20 protein-coding genes and 2 pseudogenes are annotated in these 17863 nt (G+C 34.0%); 5 read left to right on the top strand and 17 right to left on the bottom strand.

Going from position 1 to position 17863, the window contains the following annotated elements; translation table 11 throughout:
* Positions 1-71: 71 nt before the first annotated feature.
* On the bottom strand, positions 72-299 hold the full coding sequence (locus tag ACFX40_RS26790) for a hypothetical protein (protein ID WP_377257250.1): 228 nt from the start codon (positions 297-299) through the stop codon (positions 72-74).
* A 378-nt stretch (positions 300-677) separates the two neighbouring features.
* On the opposite strand from ACFX40_RS26790, the gene ACFX40_RS26785 reads away from it, so the two are divergent.
* A complete protein-coding gene (locus ACFX40_RS26785) occupies positions 678-866 on the top strand; it encodes a hypothetical protein (RefSeq protein WP_028414776.1) in 189 nt (62 codons plus the stop codon).
* Between the two features lie 198 nt (positions 867-1064).
* Here ACFX40_RS26785 and ACFX40_RS26780 read toward each other — a convergent pair whose 3' ends face one another.
* The 9 genes and pseudogenes from ACFX40_RS26780 to ACFX40_RS26740 form a co-directional block, all read right to left on the bottom strand.
* Entirely contained in the window at positions 1065-1550 is a 486-nt protein-coding gene (locus ACFX40_RS26780) for a tetratricopeptide repeat protein (RefSeq protein ID WP_279620316.1), read from the bottom strand.
* Between the two features lie 125 nt (positions 1551-1675).
* A complete protein-coding gene (locus ACFX40_RS26775) occupies positions 1676-1969 on the bottom strand; it encodes an RNA polymerase alpha subunit C-terminal domain-containing protein (RefSeq protein WP_377257247.1) in 294 nt (97 codons plus the stop codon).
* 162 nt (positions 1970-2131) lie between these two features.
* A pseudogene (locus ACFX40_RS26770) lies at positions 2132-2838 on the bottom strand (DNA alkylation repair protein).
* A gap of 40 nt (positions 2839-2878) precedes the next feature.
* Entirely contained in the window at positions 2879-3250 is a 372-nt protein-coding gene (locus ACFX40_RS26765; protein ID WP_377257244.1) for an iron chaperone, read from the bottom strand.
* Between the two features lie 142 nt (positions 3251-3392).
* Positions 3393-3986: a YdeI/OmpD-associated family protein gene (locus ACFX40_RS26760; protein WP_377257241.1), complete on the bottom strand. Its 594-nt coding sequence runs from the start codon at positions 3984-3986 to the stop codon at positions 3393-3395.
* Positions 3987-4301: 315 nt separating this feature from the next.
* Positions 4302-4811 carry a MepB family protein gene (locus ACFX40_RS26755; RefSeq protein ID WP_377257238.1) on the bottom strand — a complete coding sequence of 170 codons (510 nt, stop codon included), beginning with the start codon at positions 4809-4811 and terminating at the stop codon, positions 4302-4304.
* Positions 4812-5009: 198 nt separating this feature from the next.
* On the bottom strand, positions 5010-5471 hold the full coding sequence (locus ACFX40_RS26750) for a hypothetical protein (protein WP_098334210.1): 462 nt from the start codon (positions 5469-5471) through the stop codon (positions 5010-5012).
* A gap of 183 nt (positions 5472-5654) precedes the next feature.
* Positions 5655-5960 (bottom strand): hypothetical protein, encoded by a 306-nt coding sequence (locus tag ACFX40_RS26745; RefSeq protein ID WP_098334209.1) that lies wholly within the window; start codon positions 5958-5960, stop codon positions 5655-5657.
* 104 nt (positions 5961-6064) lie between these two features.
* Entirely contained in the window at positions 6065-6205 is a 141-nt protein-coding gene (locus ACFX40_RS26740; RefSeq protein WP_377257234.1) for a hypothetical protein, read from the bottom strand.
* A 299-nt stretch (positions 6206-6504) separates the two neighbouring features.
* Here ACFX40_RS26740 and ACFX40_RS26735 point away from each other — a divergent pair, with 299 nt between their 5' ends.
* Positions 6505-7413: a DMT family transporter gene (locus tag ACFX40_RS26735; RefSeq protein WP_377257231.1), complete on the top strand. Its 909-nt coding sequence runs from the start codon at positions 6505-6507 to the stop codon at positions 7411-7413.
* 255 nt (positions 7414-7668) lie between these two features.
* Here the strand turns inward: ACFX40_RS26735 and ACFX40_RS26730 are convergent, their stop codons facing one another.
* The 3 genes from ACFX40_RS26730 to ACFX40_RS26720 form a co-directional block, all read right to left on the bottom strand.
* The gene (locus ACFX40_RS26730; protein WP_377257228.1) at positions 7669-8031 is read right to left on the bottom strand and encodes an amidohydrolase family protein; all 363 of its coding nucleotides are present in this window, start codon (positions 8029-8031) and stop codon (positions 7669-7671) included.
* Positions 8032-8846: 815 nt separating this feature from the next.
* Positions 8847-11747 (bottom strand): DEAD/DEAH box helicase, encoded by a 2901-nt coding sequence (locus ACFX40_RS26725; protein WP_377257225.1) that lies wholly within the window; start codon positions 11745-11747, stop codon positions 8847-8849.
* Positions 11748-11874: 127 nt separating this feature from the next.
* Entirely contained in the window at positions 11875-12276 is a 402-nt protein-coding gene (locus ACFX40_RS26720; protein WP_043980987.1) for a (deoxy)nucleoside triphosphate pyrophosphohydrolase, read from the bottom strand.
* Between the two features lie 391 nt (positions 12277-12667).
* Between ACFX40_RS26720 and ACFX40_RS26715 the strand changes: the two genes are divergently transcribed.
* Both ACFX40_RS26715 and ACFX40_RS26710 read left to right on the top strand, forming a co-directional pair.
* Positions 12668-13234, top strand: a complete 567-nt coding sequence (locus ACFX40_RS26715) for an LPXTG cell wall anchor domain-containing protein (protein ID WP_377257222.1) — start codon at positions 12668-12670, stop codon at positions 13232-13234.
* A gap of 66 nt (positions 13235-13300) precedes the next feature.
* A complete protein-coding gene (locus tag ACFX40_RS26710; RefSeq protein ID WP_279620304.1) occupies positions 13301-13954 on the top strand; it encodes a class D sortase in 654 nt (217 codons plus the stop codon).
* Positions 13955-14077: 123 nt separating this feature from the next.
* On the opposite strand, the gene ACFX40_RS26705 is transcribed toward ACFX40_RS26710, so the two are convergent.
* The 3 genes from ACFX40_RS26705 to ACFX40_RS26695 all read right to left on the bottom strand — a co-directional run bounded on the left by ACFX40_RS26705 (position 14078) and on the right by ACFX40_RS26695 (position 16451).
* Positions 14078-14497 carry a MarR family winged helix-turn-helix transcriptional regulator gene (locus ACFX40_RS26705; protein WP_377257219.1) on the bottom strand — a complete coding sequence of 140 codons (420 nt, stop codon included), beginning with the start codon at positions 14495-14497 and terminating at the stop codon, positions 14078-14080.
* Positions 14498-14535: 38 nt separating this feature from the next.
* Entirely contained in the window at positions 14536-15156 is a 621-nt protein-coding gene (locus ACFX40_RS26700) for an NAD(P)-dependent oxidoreductase (protein ID WP_377257216.1), read from the bottom strand.
* Between the two features lie 359 nt (positions 15157-15515).
* Entirely contained in the window at positions 15516-16451 is a 936-nt protein-coding gene (locus ACFX40_RS26695) for an MFS transporter (RefSeq protein ID WP_377257213.1), read from the bottom strand.
* A gap of 108 nt (positions 16452-16559) precedes the next feature.
* On the opposite strand from ACFX40_RS26695, the gene ACFX40_RS26690 reads away from it, so the two are divergent.
* The gene (locus ACFX40_RS26690) at positions 16560-17438 is read left to right on the top strand and encodes a LysR family transcriptional regulator (protein WP_377257210.1); all 879 of its coding nucleotides are present in this window, start codon (positions 16560-16562) and stop codon (positions 17436-17438) included.
* 213 nt (positions 17439-17651) lie between these two features.
* On the opposite strand, the pseudogene ACFX40_RS26685 reads toward ACFX40_RS26690, so the two are convergent.
* A pseudogene (locus ACFX40_RS26685) lies at positions 17652-17863 on the bottom strand (glutamine amidotransferase); the annotation flags it as partial.

Genomic DNA, 17863 nt, shown 5'->3' with positions numbered 1-17863 from the left:
CCATGTTGATTACTTTTTTCTAAATTACTCGTGGTTATACTTATAGAATTAGTTACACTTTGATATATAGCTTAATTAATGGATTCAAGAGCTTGTTTCAAATAATCCATTTCAGAGGTTATATCATCTATCTTTTGATTTAATTGATTTACTTTATCAAGAGTATTCTGTGCATCCAATAAATTAATTTCTAACATCAAACGGCTTGCTTCACTCTCAAGTTCTAATCTCTTTGCAAATAATACCTCGTGCTTTTTTATAATTTCAGATTTTAAATTCTTACTATTGGTTTCTTTCATACTTCTACCTCACTAACTTGTAATAACAGTATTTTATTGAGATGTAAATTCCATTATTCACTTTCTTTGGATGGCGTTCATAAGTTCTTGGTGTTGACATTCAGATACATACTGAGTGTTCAAAAGCTTCCCTAACTGTTAAAAATAAATGTAAAATTCCATAATAAGGGAAATTTTAAATCATTTAGTTTTTTTTGCAGGAAAAGAAAGCGAAGTATATAAAAATAACAGTATGCATTAAAAAGTGTTAAGAACATTTTATTATCATTTTATATCAGCACGAGAGCAATATTGAGAAAAGAGCTTATATAAGTCCGTGTCTTAAGTATGCCTATTATACAGAATGGGTTACTTAGTAAATAAGGGAAGGTGATTTATATGTTTGGGGAAGAAGATTTAAAAGTAAATTGTATATCAGCTGCTATAGGTTTACTCATCCAACATAACATTATCACTCACCAGGAACTGGACAAACTAACTAAAACAAATTACCAAGTTTTTTACGATTTTCTCATGGATAAGCTAATTGAACAAGAGTTTAGTAAGGATAGAGTGGTACAAACATAAATGCTTCAACAAAGAAAGAAGCGCAAGATCTAAAGCAAAGATCTCCTATTTCGAATTTAATTCTTATAGAGCCCCTTACATATTAGATATATATAATATGTAAGGGCTTTCTCATTTAGCAAAGCCTGCCAATATTGTTACAAAAAAAGTCCTCTCCTCGTTTCAGGAAAAGAACGTATATTCAGTGAATTTTATAAGCTACTTCCAGGTTTGATCCAGTTTATCTGAATAGAAATGTAAGGCTTTTTTATAACTTAGTATTTCATTGTCATTTGTCGTATTTAGTAAGCATTTCAGTAACAGTTCCATCGCTTGATTATGTTCTTTTAAATTGTACAAGGTCATAGAATAAAACACTTTAATTACATGATTATCTGGGAATAATTCCATCCCTTTTAAAAATATATCTTTTGACTTTTCATATTCCCCCAAGGCTCTATATGTGCTGCCCAACCCCAATACTGCACCTTCCATATCCTTAGAAGGTAACCCTATCTTTATGGCATTTTTGTAAAAGGGCACTGCCTTTTCTTCTTCTCCTAATATGTCAAAGCTCCACGCACATTGATAGTTATATAAAGCATTGTCTGGGAATTCCTTAACTAATTCACTTAGCAACTCGTTAGATTCTTTGTGATTTCCATTCTTTCGTAACGCTAATGCTTTATCTAATTTGTTATTCAACTTAAATCTCCAACCCTTCTTTTTCCCACTACTTTTTTATTTCTTAACCTCCTTCCATATCCAGAAATTCAGCGTATTCGTACACTTTATCCAGATCTATTTCTTGTTTTAACTGTTCTTAATGTTTAATTTTTAAAGGCTAACCCATTGGCCTGCAAAGCTGTTCTAAGTTTAGGTAAAGAAGCCGGCCCCATGCCATGAAATTGTAATATCTCTTTTTCACTAAATGTTGATAGCTGCTGCAAAGAAGTTATCCCGTTGCTTTCCAATGCTCGTCTTGCTGGTGCTGATAGCATGGAAATAAATCCCTCTTCAGGTTTGCGTTCTTGCTCACAGGTTGGGCAGGTCGGACAGCTACTGCTTTTATAATATTTGTGTCCTTTATGACAGATCCTTAGATTTTCCTTTCGGATGTTCATCTTTAATCTCCCCTTTTCCCAAGAATTTTTTTGCTTTCATCCTCTGCCACTTCTTCAACGGATGGTTTATGAAGGAACAAAACCTCCTACGTATAGTAAGCTAATTACCATTAAATACTTATGAGTCTGGTTTCAGGTAGCGCAGCTCCATTACAAATCATGCTAACACCTTACATGTTTGCGTTTGAACCCAAGCCGTCCTCTATCTATATCCTTTTGAATGTTTTCGGAAGCAAGAAGAATACTACTTTTTTCTTATCCTTCTTAACTTCGACCGGCCCTACTGCCTTTGCAGTTTCAAGCGCCTTCTCATGAAGTGGCAAATATGAAATACCCACTGTATAGATAAAATTATTCATAGCCGATTTCGTTCGATCTGGAGAATCGTGAATCGTATTTTCCACTTGATTAAGCATATCGGCAATCTTGCTTGTGCTAAATTCATCGTCAGGACGATTACCCAAAAGCCAGCAGTAACAACTCCAACCTGCCGACATTTTAAGTTCTTCATCGCTTGCCACCCATCTATCAGCAACAACTTGCGCAAAATCGGTTTCTGACAAAGTTACTGCAACTACATAATCGGATAGCATGTAAAAATACGCTTTATCGATCCAACGCTCAAAATCCTCCGCAGTCATCTCTGTTGGGTCTGCAATGATACCAGCAAAATACATAGCGTCATAATTACCAGACGCATAAAGCTGCTCGGCTAAAGCCTGATTTTTCTTGATTTTCTTTGCAATCGGCTTCATTTTTCCTGTTGCCACTCCAAAAAGTGGATCGCGTGCACCATTGTTTATGTAAGTCTTTTTAATTCGTTCCGTACCAAGCGCTTCAAGGTCTTTCATAACCATTTCAAAATTCACCGTTCTGTACCCTCCTTCTTCTCCGTTCATAACCTGCTTTTTATTTCCGCCAAAAAGTTGAACAGTCTTTCTTATCTAACATATTAAACTCAATTATTTTTTTAAGTAATTCATAGTTTACTGGCTCAGTCCATAGAATTCGAAACAGGCCTTTGGTAGCGCTGTATCCAGCTTGGGCGATGTCATGATTAAAGTGCGCAATCCCTGTTTCTTCAGGTGAAACGCTCAAATGATGTTTCGCTGAGGCAAAGCCGATGATGAATGTGCCATGATCAGTAAACATTGGCGTATTCCATTTGATTTGTGGTTCCAAATTCGGGAAAGTATTAGCAATCCACGCCAAAACCTCCTCTATTCGATTACGGTGGTCAGGGCTATCTATACGCGCTAAATATTCTGCGAAAACTTCCATAGCATTTTCTCCTAAAGTAAAAAATTTTTGAACGCTGTCATTTTTTAATCTACTCTACTTTTATACAAATGGGACATCAATCAGTTCACTTAAATTTATTTAATTTTCAATTCAAAATTGGCCACGTTTTAAATAAAATGTACTAATCATTTAATCCTTTTCCATTAAGGATGTTTGGAATGCATTTTTCAACCCTTGATTCTCGAGTCTTAGATTGTTTGGCCGCAGAAAAATGAAGAATATATGCTCTTTGTCGTCCTGGAGTCAATGTAGTAAAAGCATCTTTTAGAGCAGGTATTTCATCAAATTTATGCTGTAGCTCATCAGGAATAATGAGTTCTTCAGGCTTTTTAGCTTTGACTTTTAATCCAGCTTTTCCCACCTCGATAGCCTCATAAATATAAGCTTTTAAGACGGCTTCCTTTTCAACTATTTCTTGCACATTGGTAAACCGAATTTGTCGTGCCCCTTGCACATTCTCCGTTTGTTGAATTAGAATACCATGAGAATCTTGTAACAGAGAACCTTTAGGAAACAGCAGCGCACAGTATTCTTTAAATCCATGCATTAAAACAATGTTTTTTTTCTCGAACGTATAACAAGGATTCATCCACTTAAAATCTTCGGTCAACTCACAGTCAAGAACAATCTTTCTCAACGTCTCATATTCTTCTTTCCACTTTTTAGCTTTAGTTAAAAATTCATCAACCTTAGGATTCATTTTGCTATTTGTCATCAAGGAACACTCCTATTCAATTTTTTAACCTGTCGCTCTCGCAATGATATAGTCAACCTTCAATTCATTTAATGGTGTTACTATTCTTCAAATGTAGGAAATGCCCTCCTTCAATTGACTTGATAGTTGTTAAAATTATAAACATTTCAAGTAGGTTCGCTCATTATACAATGCGAACATCGATTAGTTCACTTAACTGCATGTGATCCATGAAGGTAAATAAATTATCAAGAGAATCAACAAACTGAATGAATCCTGCCTCTGTTATGCGTGGGCCTCTCTTATCATAGGTAAGGTATACTTATATGTAAGGCTTTAATCGATATCACTCTCGGAGTACAGTTTTAAGAACTTTTGGTGGGACAAATTATTCGGTTCAACAAAATATTCTAATTGCCATTTTTGTGTTTCCATAGCTTGTTTGCTAGTTGGTTTATCCCATATCGGATACACTCTAATAGCCATTTTACCTTTTGTGGTCTCCGTTTTAAGGATTTTTTGTTTTAAAAGAACTTCTTTTGGAAAAATGAATTGTCCAAATCTATTTGTACTAGTGAAGGTATTAATAACTAATAGATCGGTAGCTTTTACATACGAAAAGGCCTGGTTTTTATGAGTCGCATCTTTTTCCCAAAAGGATACAAACTGCCCTACCTTGTTAGGGGTAGTTCTCCCCACCCTAAATCGTACAGATTTTGAATTTAACTGAAAGGTACCAGCGCCATAAGCTGAATTCTGAGCTTCTTCTCGAATAGTTTTTATAACGAAGTGATGGGGTTCATAAAAGTTCTTTTTTACATAGGTTAACGCCTCATAAAATTTCATTGTTTTTACCCCTTATGTTTATAGCCTTCTTCAATTAATAATAAGTGGTTTGTATTTCTTTCCTCGAAATTGCGTTTTAATATCTTAAATATTTCAAAATGTTATAGCAAAGCTATCCTTGCCTTATAACACCTCTTGATCCATTAAGCGTTGCTATCCTCTTAATATAGTTAATGTGCTACATATTAACCTCATTTTTTACTCTTGTTCTCGATCTCTTTGTATTACTGAAATACTTGGAGGTTCAGTTGAAACCACATCAATTATATGATTCAAAGCATGTATTCCATAGTGTTTAAACGGGCCAGGGTGTATATCGTCAGCTATGGTACCAACTTCGATAAAATCTAGATATCTGGACTTTGAATAAACTGCAAAAGCGCCTCCTCTATACATTTCATATTCATCTATTACAGTAAAACTTTCGTTTCTAACAGAGTATGCAATGTACCAATCGAATGTAAGTCGAATTATAGGAAGTGCGTAATCCACATCAATAGAGGCATACGAAGAAGAAGTGCTTTCTCCTGTTATCTCTTCAGTTACATTTCCACTAATTTTGCAACGTTCAATATCCACTATTAACGCGTTATCCTCAGGTTCAAATATAGAGTTTAAATAAATACAGCCTTGATATTGAAGCAGTTTAGAGTAATTCATAAAGCCCTCCTTTTTTAAACTAAAGCATCGAGTGAGTCCAATAACAAGTAAAAAAGCGTTCATTCTTGGATTACGTCTATTCAAAAACCCTTAACTTTAAACTAACAAGCAAAAAGATGACACGTTATTGATTCGTAGCAAGATTGTCTAAACTTTAGAAAAGTATAGGCAGGAAGTTAGGATTTATTTTATCTTGAATATGATCTTTCTATGATCCTGCTTTATACGTTTCAAGCGCAGCTCTATTTTTCTATCTAACATTTTATGTGCGATTTGGAAAGTTACACATATGAACAGTAAGATAACAGTAATAATTATAGCGTCTGGCACTTGAAAGCAAAAACATAATATTGCTAAAAGAAAAGATATAGTACAAGTAAAGTTGATTATCCATTTTTTATTTCTATGAGCTTGAAGACTTTTTTCAAGCAGCTGCTTTTGTCCTTCTTCCCTTTTTATATCTTCTGAATTATTGAGTGTAGAGTTCAATGTTATTTCTCCTTAGAAAACTAATTTTATATAATTTATATATTGGTTATCTTTTCTCTTTAAGGTGATGGTATAGTTGGGTGCTCTTAAAGAGAAAGCCCAATTTAATCAATCGTTTTGGCAAGGGCATAGGCTTCTTTCACGCTGATTACAACATCCTCCAACAAGCTCATTTTCTCCTCTTCTTCAACGTTTGCATTTAATATAGAAAAAACAAAGCAAAGAATGCCTTCATGTCGATACATATAATGACTCTGTTTGGTAGCTGCTCATAATCGATCCAAAGAACCTATCAAAAAGAACATTCGTTCTCTATATTATACAAGAACAAACGTTCCCTTTCAATGAAAACTCTAAAGCTTTCCGAATTATTCCTATGAATAACGTCGAATCTATTATTTTATAAAAAAATACCTTATGTACCTAGAGAAAGATATCGAGATAACGAAAACAAAAAAACATGAGAAAATGTTCTACAAAGCAAAATTTCGGAATGAAATAATCAACAAAATTTGCCATAATAAGTGAAGTAAGGAGGTGTATTATGTTTCGATTGTATGGAGCCTTAATTGGGCTTAGTTTAATTTGGGGTTTATCTTTTGTATTTATGAAGTGGCTGCTTCCCTCAGCTGGCATATGGGGAATTGTATTTTTTCGTTGTTTAGCAGGTGCAATCATCTTGCTCCCGTTTTTATGGTGGAAGCGTAGAAAAGTTAAAGAGAAACTCCCCTGGAAGGCGTTGATTGTTGTTGGTATATTTAACTGTGGTTTAGCCTGGGGATTAATTTCCTTAAGCGAAACTGAGATAAACAGTACGACTGCCTCCATTCTGAATGCGACCACTCCAATCTGGACAGGTCTTATCGGATTTATTCTTTTTTCTTATCGACTTACCGGACGTCAATGGATCGGTATTCTTATCGGTTTTTTCGGGATACTCGTCCTCATGAATTTTCAATTTGGTCAGATTTTCGGGAAAGGGTTTGTTGGGATTGGAACAATGCTTGTTGCTTGTATCTGCTATGGGCTTGCTGGGCAGTTAACAAAACGGTTTTTGTCTGAGGTGAGCGTACTAACTATAACAACCTTCACCCTACTAACAGGTGCTATCATCGGTTTAGTTGGGATGTTGATTACCGAACCATTTAAATTAGATTTGTTAATTCATCCACTTCCGATTCTGGCAATTGTGGGTCTCGGCTGTTTTGGCTCAGGATTGGGTCAGTTAATCTATTTTTATATCAATAAAAATGGTGGCCCTGAATTAGCAGCGACGGTTACTTACCTAATCCCTGCCTCGGCCATGGTATGGGGTTATGTACTACTGGGAGAGACAATTACTCCAAACGTAATCGTTGGACTACTTATTATCTTTGTGGGCGTTTATCTTTCATCTAGGAAATCAAAAGGTAAAACTCCGCATGTCACTCTTGTTAGCAATAAACAAAATTGAGTAAGTAGATTTTATAATGTGAGTCTTTAAAGTTATCTCCGAGAGGGAAATTAAGGAACTGAAGGACTACAGAATATGATATATCTCAAATGAAATTCATCATATGTGATGAGAAAACGTAATTCTAGTTGTTCAATTTTGTTTAAAAGGCAGCCCTCTATTTGGCTGCCTTTTTTTATTTCAAGGCAGAAAATAATTTTAAAATTCACTGCTAGTTATCCCATACAACACAACATCAAACAAAAAACGCTGAATTTATAGATGTAGCAGATTCGAGATATTCCCACCTAACACTCTGTCTGCAACTTCTCCGCTAGATGTATGCCGCTTAACCGCCTGTAGATTTAAGTATGGATCTCCATATGGAAAATCTGAACTAAATAACGTTCTTTCAGGTATTTCTTTTATAGCTAAAGACAAGGCATATGTTGTATAAAATGCAGATATATCTAAGTAAGCATTTTTAGTATCTTTTATCATTTCTATCGTTTGTAGCCAATGAATTCCGCCCATATGCCCGTATATAACCGGCACATTTTCATATTTTTGAGTGAGAAGAAATAACTCCTGAATATCCTTTAAGTTCAAAGGGTGAAAAGTATTTACCCAGATAAGCAAAGACAGGAAAAACCAGTTGAATTCTGTTTAAAATCGATTACGATTGTAGAATTTGGCATATTTTGATCTAGCTTACTTAATCGCTTCAAGCGCCTATTTCAGATAATCAATTTCAGAGATTATATCGTCTATCTGTCGGTTTAGCTGGTTTCCTTTATCAAGAGTATGCTGTGCATCCAATAAATTAATTTCTGACATCAAGCGATTTACTTCACTCTCAAGGTCTAATTTTTTCACAAATAATTTCTCATACTTTTTACAATTTCATATTTTAAATTCTTTATATTGTTTTCTTTCATACTTTCACCTCACTGTTATAAATTTCGTATGGATAAATAATTAATTTTTGTTTATTTATGAAACTCTAACTATGCCGATGGATATTTCTTACTGATCCTTAAGAAAGCTTTTATTAAAATTCTCAAGAAGTTCGCTTGCTTCTAATGACAAAGAATAGGATTGTGAAACTTTCCTCATCCACGATCATCTCTGAATTTTATAGCTTTGTCTTGTAAATGCTTCATTGTTCTCCTCCATTAAGAGATATATCCTAACCTTGCTTAGGTTCTAAGATTTAATGCAAATATCAGTTGTAATTCTTTTTCTTTAAATAAAATAGGGTCACATAGACAATCAAAAATCATTTTATATTTACACTACATAAGGCATATGAGTTCCATCTATATAATCGTTTGGAAAAGAGGAAAATTAATATACTCTTTTTCAACCAATTAACAAGTCAATAATTCAAGAAAATTCTCAGCTAACTCCTATACCTAAAAAATTACATATAAACAAAATATATCTAGATCAATTTAAACGTTTTTTATACCTTTAATATAATGATAGAGCCTACTATCTATGCTTTTCTCCATAATCATATTCATATGAACAACTGGAAGTTCTTTGTTATTTTTATCCTTCATTACAGCTTGTTGAACAGTATTTTTATCTGGAATAGCCTTACCTAAATAATAAAAACCGCTTCCTTCATCATCATCTTTTTTTACAAAAATATGAATATCAATATTATTTGCTTTTGCCTCAATAATCTTTTTTACTTCCTCTGACTTTAATGATCGGTTGCTTCTTGTATACCATTTTAATACTTCTTGATCCAAAAACTCATCGCCATACGCTACACTAGCTTCTACTTCTTCATTCTTATGATATGTAATGAAGATTGGACACGTATTGTATTTAGTTTTATAACCATACATAGTTGAACTTTCATCACTAGTCCAATTCAAAAGCTTACATGCATCTCTTCTTGTATATTTCTTATACAATGTTAGAGGTTCATTACATTGGTAAGACTTATTTTTTTCTGCTGCACTTCGGACAATATCTGTAATCATATTCTTGAAGTAGTTATTTGAATTTAAGCTTTTAGCAATGTCCTTATTAAACACAAAGTCCTTGTTTTCATTTAAAACAATAATAGGCTGTTCTCCATATTTAACCTTGTACACTTGTGTAAAGAATGATAAGTTGAAAATATTTTGCACTGAAGTTAGTGTATTTTCATCTACCTGACAATTAGATTCCTCCAAGAGATAGAGATACTTATCAAAACTGATTTTCCCTTGATGTAATAATGTATCTAATAATAAAATCTCATGCTTACGTTTTCCATTTAATACTTCTAATGAACACATTGTTAGAACTTTGTTTTCGTACTCCGTTAACTGAGGAACATTTTCTTTAATTTTCACCAAAAATTGGTGATAGTTTGAGTATTTATTTATAATAACCATAGGATCGATTGAACGGTTTGCTACAAAATCATATAAATAGGGTATTCTACCAATCCTATTTTTCAACTCGTTGAAAGCCTCTTTTAATTGTTTCATCTCAGTTAAATTAGTATTATTAATAGCTTTAAAAATATGTTTTTTAGCTATTTCTTCAAAGTTAACTGTAGAAACTCCTTTAATATAACTTGTATCTTGCATATGTCTACGTATATTATCTTTGTTCTGCGATTTATCTCCCGAAAAAGCGATAGGAATTAAATAATTGTTTCTGTAATTCCCGATAAAATCTATAATTGTAACGAATTCTTTTGAAATATGTTTGCGAAGCCCTCTTCCTAATTGTTGAATGAAAACTATACTTGACTGCGTTTGCCTTAACATAACAACTTGGTTGACGCTTGGGATATCAATTCCTTCATTAAAAATGTCCACAGTTAAAATATAATCGAGCATACCGTTTTCTAACTGTTTTACTCGTTCTTCTCTATCTTTCTGAGAATCGTCACCAGTTAATGCAGCTGTACGAAAACCCATCTTGTTTAATGTACAAGACAATTCTTCTGCTTCGTCTTTTCGACTACAGAATATTAATCCCCTAACTTTATCACCAGAAAAACCATAATATTGAATTTTTTCAATCATATGATTCACACGTTCTTCAGTCACCAGCTTAGACAAAAGTGTAGTATCATCAATCAACTGTCCATTATATTCAAGATCTGTCACTCCAAAATAATGGAAGGGACAAAGCATGTCTTCTTCAAGCGCTTCTTGTAGACGAATTTCATAAGCAATATTGTAATCAAATAGCTCATAAATATTAAAATCATCTGTACGTTCAGGAGTAGCAGTCATCCCCATAAAGAACATAGGTTTAAAATAATCAATTACTTTATGATAAGATTTAGCACCTGCTTTATGAACTTCATCTATTAAAATATAATCAAATGCTTCAGGATCAAATTGGTGCAGGGTATCATCTTTTGAAATACTTTGAATTGTAGCAAATAAATATTTAGCATATATTTGCCTATTAGTGCCGGATAAAGTACCAAAGTCTTCATCCTGGCCACCAAGTACCTTTTTAAAGTCTGATTTTGCTTTATTTAATATTTGCTCTCGGTGAACAATAAATAACATACGTTTAGGATTAAAGCTTTTTACATCAAATGCTGAAAGGTATGTTTTCCCTGTTCCAGTTGCTGAAATAATTAATCCTTTCTTTTTACTAGCTTTTCGAACGGCCTCAATCTCTTGCAAAGCTACTTGTTGCATTTTATTTGGCACAATCTTTTGATTTTCTTCAATAAGATTGTTTTCATATAGGATAGAGACACCTGTCACCTGAGGTACTACCTTACTATAGGCAGCTTGAAGGTATACCTTTTCATAATCAGCAATCCATTCTTCACTTAAAGGTTGCGAGCTTTTCCAAACTTCTTCAAATTGATGTTGAAAGTTTTGAACAATTTCACCGTTTTCATGTGAAGTTAGCTTTATATTCCATTCATAATTCAGTTTTAGTGCATGGGCAGTTAGATTAGAGCTTCCTACAATTAATGAATAATAGGTATTATGTTTAAACACATATCCTTTTGAATGAAAACCATGTAAGTTGGTCAATTTCACTTCTACATTTTTAATCTTAAGTAATTCTCTAAATACCTTGGGTTGATTGAATTTTAAAAATGTCGATGTTAATATTCGACCTTTAATTCCTTTTTGTTTAAGATCCAGCAAATGAGATTTAAGCGTAGCTAAACCACTTTCTGTAATAAAAGCAACTGAAAAAATAAAAGACTGACATTTATCAAGTTCTTCTAACAATGAAGTTAAAACATATTCATTATTTTTCACATCATTAATTAATAGTTTAGGTGTATAGCTCCCGGATTTAGTGTGTTTTTCATTAATGAATCCCTTATGTAAAGATGCTTCTAAGCTTTGAATAAAATTCACTCCGTATTCTCCATTCAATATTAAATATTTAAGTTAATTGTAATATTCATTATTTTCGAGGGCAAATTTATATAAAAATAAAAGAGCTATTCACCAAAGTAAATAGCTCTTTTAGATTTTAACCATTTTAATTCATCAGAGACGCCTTTGCTAATTTTTCAATAGCAGGAATATCTGCAGGTGCCCAGTCTAAAGTTTTCAACTCACTTGGAGGTAACCATTTAATTGATACATGCTCCGTCAAAACTGGAGTTCCTTCGACAAGTTTGCAATAGAAAGTAGTTAAATGAACGATTCCAAAATCATATTCATAAACAGTATGTTCAACTTGTTCACCAATATGAACTTTACAATGCATTTCCTCATTTATTTCACGTCTTAACGCGTCTTGAGGAGATTCACCTTCTTCTATTTTCCCACCAGGAAATTCCCATTTGTAAGCCAATGCTTTAGTTGGACCTCTTTGCGCACATAGGATCTTTTCATCTTCAACAATTACTGCCCCAACAACATAAATATCCTTCTTCATTACATGCTCCTTATATAGAAAATATATGATACCCAATTGTCACCTTAAATAAAATTTGGATATCTTTCTCTATTATAACTTAAAGAAAAAAACCTATCATTAATCCTCAAATCCCCAAGAAATTTCAAGCATAGTGAAGAATTGAATCTACGATAAAATGAAAAAACAAGAGGTTTAATTTAAAGAAAAAACAGGAAAACATTGTCCATTTAAAACTAATTTAATTCAATAAAACGGATAAAAGTAATAATATTGTCATATAAAATAGAAGAAATTGACGAATAAAGGGAAAATGTAGATAACGACCCAGATTATTGTTGAAGTTGCAAGAAAAAGAGTTTAATATGAAATTGTTAGCAAATCTGACACACAAATATTGGGGGTAGGAGAAATGAAAAAAGTAACATTTGCTTTGGCGGCAGCGTTAACATTTGGGGGAATTGGTACCGTAGCAACTACAGCATCAGCAGAATCAAACGGTTTAGATAAAGACTGTTCTGATTTTAAAGGTAAGCCATACCAAGAAGTAGTAGACTACTGGAATTCAAAAGGTTACACAGCAACAAATGATCCGGAGAGATTAGATGGCTGGGGTAACAAAGTAGACGATGGTATTCCTTGTGAAGCTCCATCTGACTATGATACTTCTAAGATCAACGGCATTGGTAAGAAAGAAGAAGCTACTTCAGAGGAAACGACTAAAGAAGAGGCTACTTCAGAGGAAACGACTAAAGAAGAGACTACTACAGAACAATCCACTGAAGAACAACCTGCAAAAGAAGACACTGCTACTAAAGAAGACAATTCTTCTTCAGAGCAAAAAGCTACTTCAGACAAAAAAGAAGGCGAAGAGCTTCCTGAAACAGCAAGTAATAATCCACTTGGTGTAGCAGCTGGTTTAGCTGTTGCGGCTGCTGGTGTGGTAGTATTTACTCGTCGCAAAAATTCAAAAGCATAATATAAGGATATATAAAATAAAAGGGACGGGATTATTCCTGTCTCTTTTTTATAGAGGTGCAGCTATATGAGAATATTAGGCATTTGTCTATTTGTGATAGGCATTTCCCTAGCTGGCTATTCATTCTTTGAGTGGAACTTAGGAAGATCATCTTCAGAGACTTTATCTCAGAAGGAAATAAACCATTATGAAGTAAAAGAAAAAGAAGATGTAGGCCAACAAAGTACTGAAGTAAAACAAGAAGAATCAACTAAAAATGTGAATCTAGAAGAAGTCGATACGATGTCTCCAGAGAAAATGGAAGATTATAATTACAACAAAGGTCAAAAAGTAGCGAATCTTGTTATTCCTAAACTCGAATTGAAATATTCAGTGTATTGGGGAACAGATGCTGATACCTTGAAAAGAGGCGTAGGGATGTTTGTTAGTGATTTAACTACTACTCCAAAGGGAATGGGACACACAGTATTAAGTGGGCACCGCGACACCGTATTTACAAGGCTAGGTGAACTTAAAACGGGTGACAGTCTAATTGTAGAATTTGATAATAAACTTTATGAATACCAAATTAAAAAGATATGGATTACACATAAAGAAGATCGGACAGTAATTGTTCCTAAAGATAAGTCTACGCTTACACTAACAACTTGCTATCCATTTCATATGATTGGAAAAGCACCTGATCGCTACATTATTCAAGCTAAAATGATAAATAACTAAAAGCGACTTACCATTAATAGGTATGTCGCTTTTTATTTTATTCATCTAGTTATTAAATTTGTTGAAGTTGAGTCCAAACAGTAATTAACTTGCCATCTATAACATCCTTTATAAGAATATCAATTAACAAGGCGTATTATATACCTTATTTAACAATGTTTTAAGTTGATCAATTTCTTCATCACTTAATTGACGAGTAACAAAGAGATGGGCGTCTTTAACTAAAGGCGAAAGGGTCTTCTTTATCTCTTCCCCTTTTTCTGTAAGAAACAGATAATGTAAGCGACGATCTCGTTCACTGAACGTTCTTTTTAAGAGTCCTTTTTCCTCCATCGCATAAATCATTTCTACGATAGTTGTTTGTTTCTTATCAATGGCTTCTGCTAGTTCTTTTTGAGTTATCCCTGTTTGAGTGTCTAGAACACTAATAATGCTCCATCGCACTGGAGTCATGCCATAAGGTTTTAGCTTTTTCTTAAAATAATTCATTAGTTTTACATCTGTACGATGAATAAGATGGCTTGTTAAATCATGTAAGTCCATAACGTCACCTCTGAAAGATAGAAAAATATAAGGCTTTATTAGTAGGCGATACCTACACGTGATTTTATGTAATCGCTGCTTTTTATTTGGCTAAATGTAAATTCTGCTGTGTCTGACACGGATATTTCAGTTCCGTCCTCTGGCAAAAAATCATCGTCCACTCGATATTCACCTATGCTTTCTCCATCCGGCAAATACGTAGGACAGACAATCGTCCAGTCGAGGCTGGATTGTTTTAGCATAGTGTAAACTTTATGATGTTCTTTTGCTGCACGTACTGACCTACCCTTTGATTTCCTTAGCTCATAGCGCATTGATTGTGGAATGCTTCTGCTTTGTAAAATACCAGCAGTTCCTATAGTGATAATCCGTTGTATGCCTTCCCTTTTCATTGCTTCGATAATCAGTGGCATACTTTCTGATAAAGTAGTAGTCCCATCGGTATTTAGTGCACTAATAACTACGTCAATCCCACCTACTGAACGGACAATATCATTTTGATTTAAAACATTCCCTTGAATAATCGTTAACTTTTCATTAGTTATTTGGATCTTCTCTGGAGTGCGAACTAATGCCGTAACGTGATGTCCGTCATGAAGAGCATTCTTCACTATTTGACTTCCAACTCGTCCAGTGGCACCTAAGATTAAAATATTCATGAGAACAAACCTCCCCTTGCGACTACAAATAGTCCTCTATACGTTAAAAATTGTTAGATACTCTTTTTCAACAGCTAAAATAAAAACCACGAAGTAGATCGTGGTTTTTATTTCGCAGGTATCCCCTCTACTTTAACTTTAGCTGGCTTCGTGATTTTCCAACCTAGCAGGATCACAATGAAACCCATAATTATAAGAAGATATAATGTAGGAACAAAACTTCCTAAATAATCATGAAGAAATCCAATTATAAATGGGCCCACTGCACCAATCATATATCCAATTGCTTGAGTCATTGCTGACCAGTTACTTGCTTCTATAGGTGAAGCTGTCTTATCTATTGGTAACAATAAAGTTAGCTAGACAAGACCACCGCCACCAATTCCTAAACATATACTTGAAATAATCGGCGTTACGTTTGTAAAACATAAAAGAGATAAACCAACAATCACACTGAGGGTAAAGAATGTAATCCAAAATCTTTTATTTGGCAGTACTCTCAGGAGACTAGGCAATAACAAAGTAGCTGGCAACTGTGCAATCATAGCTATTGTACCTGCAAGACCACCAAATGCTGGCGTCCACCCTTTTTCCTCTACAATGGCTGGCAGCCATGCCGCAAAACAATAAAATAACAGAGTTACAAGTCCTACAAACGAAGTTAATAACCAGGCCTCTTTATTTTTTAATGGCAAGGAAGCCTTCCTCTTTTGTGAAAATTTGCTTTTAGGAGTATGAGATTGTTTTGTTACCATCAACCAAAGTGGAATGGCGAATAAAGCAAAAATACTCCAAAATGCTAATCCATTTTTCCATGAGTTATTGAGCCAGTGTTGAAGCGGTGTCGTTAGCCCGATGGAAATGGATGCACCCACTACCATTGAAGTAGAATATATGCCTATCATCGATGCCGCCTTCTCTGGAAAGTAGCTTTTGATAAAACCAGAAAGTAAAGGACTTACAACACCAATTCCTGCCCCAATTAATAAAGCCGTTATTAATAGGTATAGTGATGAATTTGTAAAAACACGTAGAAACGTTGCAATACCTATACACGATATAAAGAAAGTGATCACTTTCTCTGATTGATAGCGATTTGCTAAACGGCCAGCAAATAACGAACAAAAACCAAAACATAATAAAGGAATAGAAGTGAGTAAACTTGCTGAAGTAGAACTCATGCCTAGTTCCTTCGTTATTCCATGTAAAACTGGGCTGACTGACGTTATACCCGGTCTAAGATTAAATGCAGCTAGTATAAGTGCAAATAGAAATAATATATTGCGATTGACCATACTAATTACCTCCGGTTGATTTCTTGAAGTTTAATTCTCTTTTAGGGTACATTAGGTTCTAACATAAATAAAATGCACATTAATTATATAGGAGATAACAAAATTGGTATGAATAAATCACAAATTGAACTTATTGTTCAGATATCGGAAACCGGAAGTTTTACAAAAGCTGGTGAAGAACTGCATATGACACAGCCTGCGGTAAGTCGTGCCGTAGCAGCTATTGAATCAGAATTAGGAACGACGTTAATTAAGAGAAATAAAAAGAATGGATTATTTTTTACGGACGTAGGCGAGCGTGTATTAGTTATTTTTAGAAATATCCTGTGTGAATTTCAAAAAGTAGATGAATTAATTGCGGCTGAACAAGGATTAGAAATTGGTAAGGTTCATATTGGCACCTACCCAACTGCTTGTACAAGATTTATCCCGAAAATTATACGTACAATGGAAGATAAGTACCCTGGTCTAGAAATCAAGCTTTCAGAAGGAAGTGTCGATCAAGTGAAAGAGTGGCTGCGTTCTAAATCTATTGATGTAGGAATTATTATTCCTCCTTATAAAGATTTTGATATCGTACCCTTAATGAAAGATCAATTGATTGTCATTATGCACTCAAGTCACCCTTTATACGAGAAAGACACAATAGGTATTCCTGACTTACAAGATGAAGATATCATACTTGGAAGAGGCGGTTATGAAGTACAAGTCCATGACTTATTTAAAGATTTTAACTTAAAGCCTCAAGTACGATTTGAAGTTGATTACATCGACACAGCGCTAAGTATGGTACAAGAAGGATTAGGCATTACCATTACAACCAAAAAAAATATCTTGTCGCTGCCAGAACAAGTAGTTTTTCGAGAATTAGAGCCGAACACGTTCAGAGACATTAATATAGCAGTGCTAGATAGGAAAGATACATCAAAAGCAACAGATGCCTTTAACCAAACGGCTCGTACTCTTTTTACTAACGAAGATGCTTAGGTATTGCTTTATATCTTTTGAGAGGGAAAGTTATACATTAGTACTTAAATAAATGACCTTTATGAGAAAAAACTACCGTTGGCGAGGAACGGTAGTTTTTTCTATTTTAGGCTGTATATGATATTCATTTCTTATTAACATAAAACAGACTATAGGTATCTACAAAAATAAAAAAGAAAATTATTGTAATCGACCTTGTATATAATTAGGAATCTATAACGAGCTCATTAACTGAAAAAAGTATTCGGACTTCTGAGTTTTATTTAAGCTATACCATGAATCTAATGTATTTGATGCAAATACATCTAATTTTTTTAATACGTCCCTCGCGAATTCTAGAGGTGCTACTCCTGAAGCAGTAATCATGTTATTATCGGATACTACAGGTCCAATCTCATACAACTTCTCTCCTTTATAATTAGGAC

The sequence above is a fragment of the Priestia sp. YIM B13552 genome (assembly GCF_042787775.1).
GTDB classification, from domain to species: Bacteria; Bacillota; Bacilli; order Bacillales; family Bacillaceae_H; genus Priestia; species Priestia megaterium_E.
The sequence above is the reverse complement of the archived record's forward strand: the minus strand, read 5'-3'. Positions and strand labels throughout refer to the sequence as shown.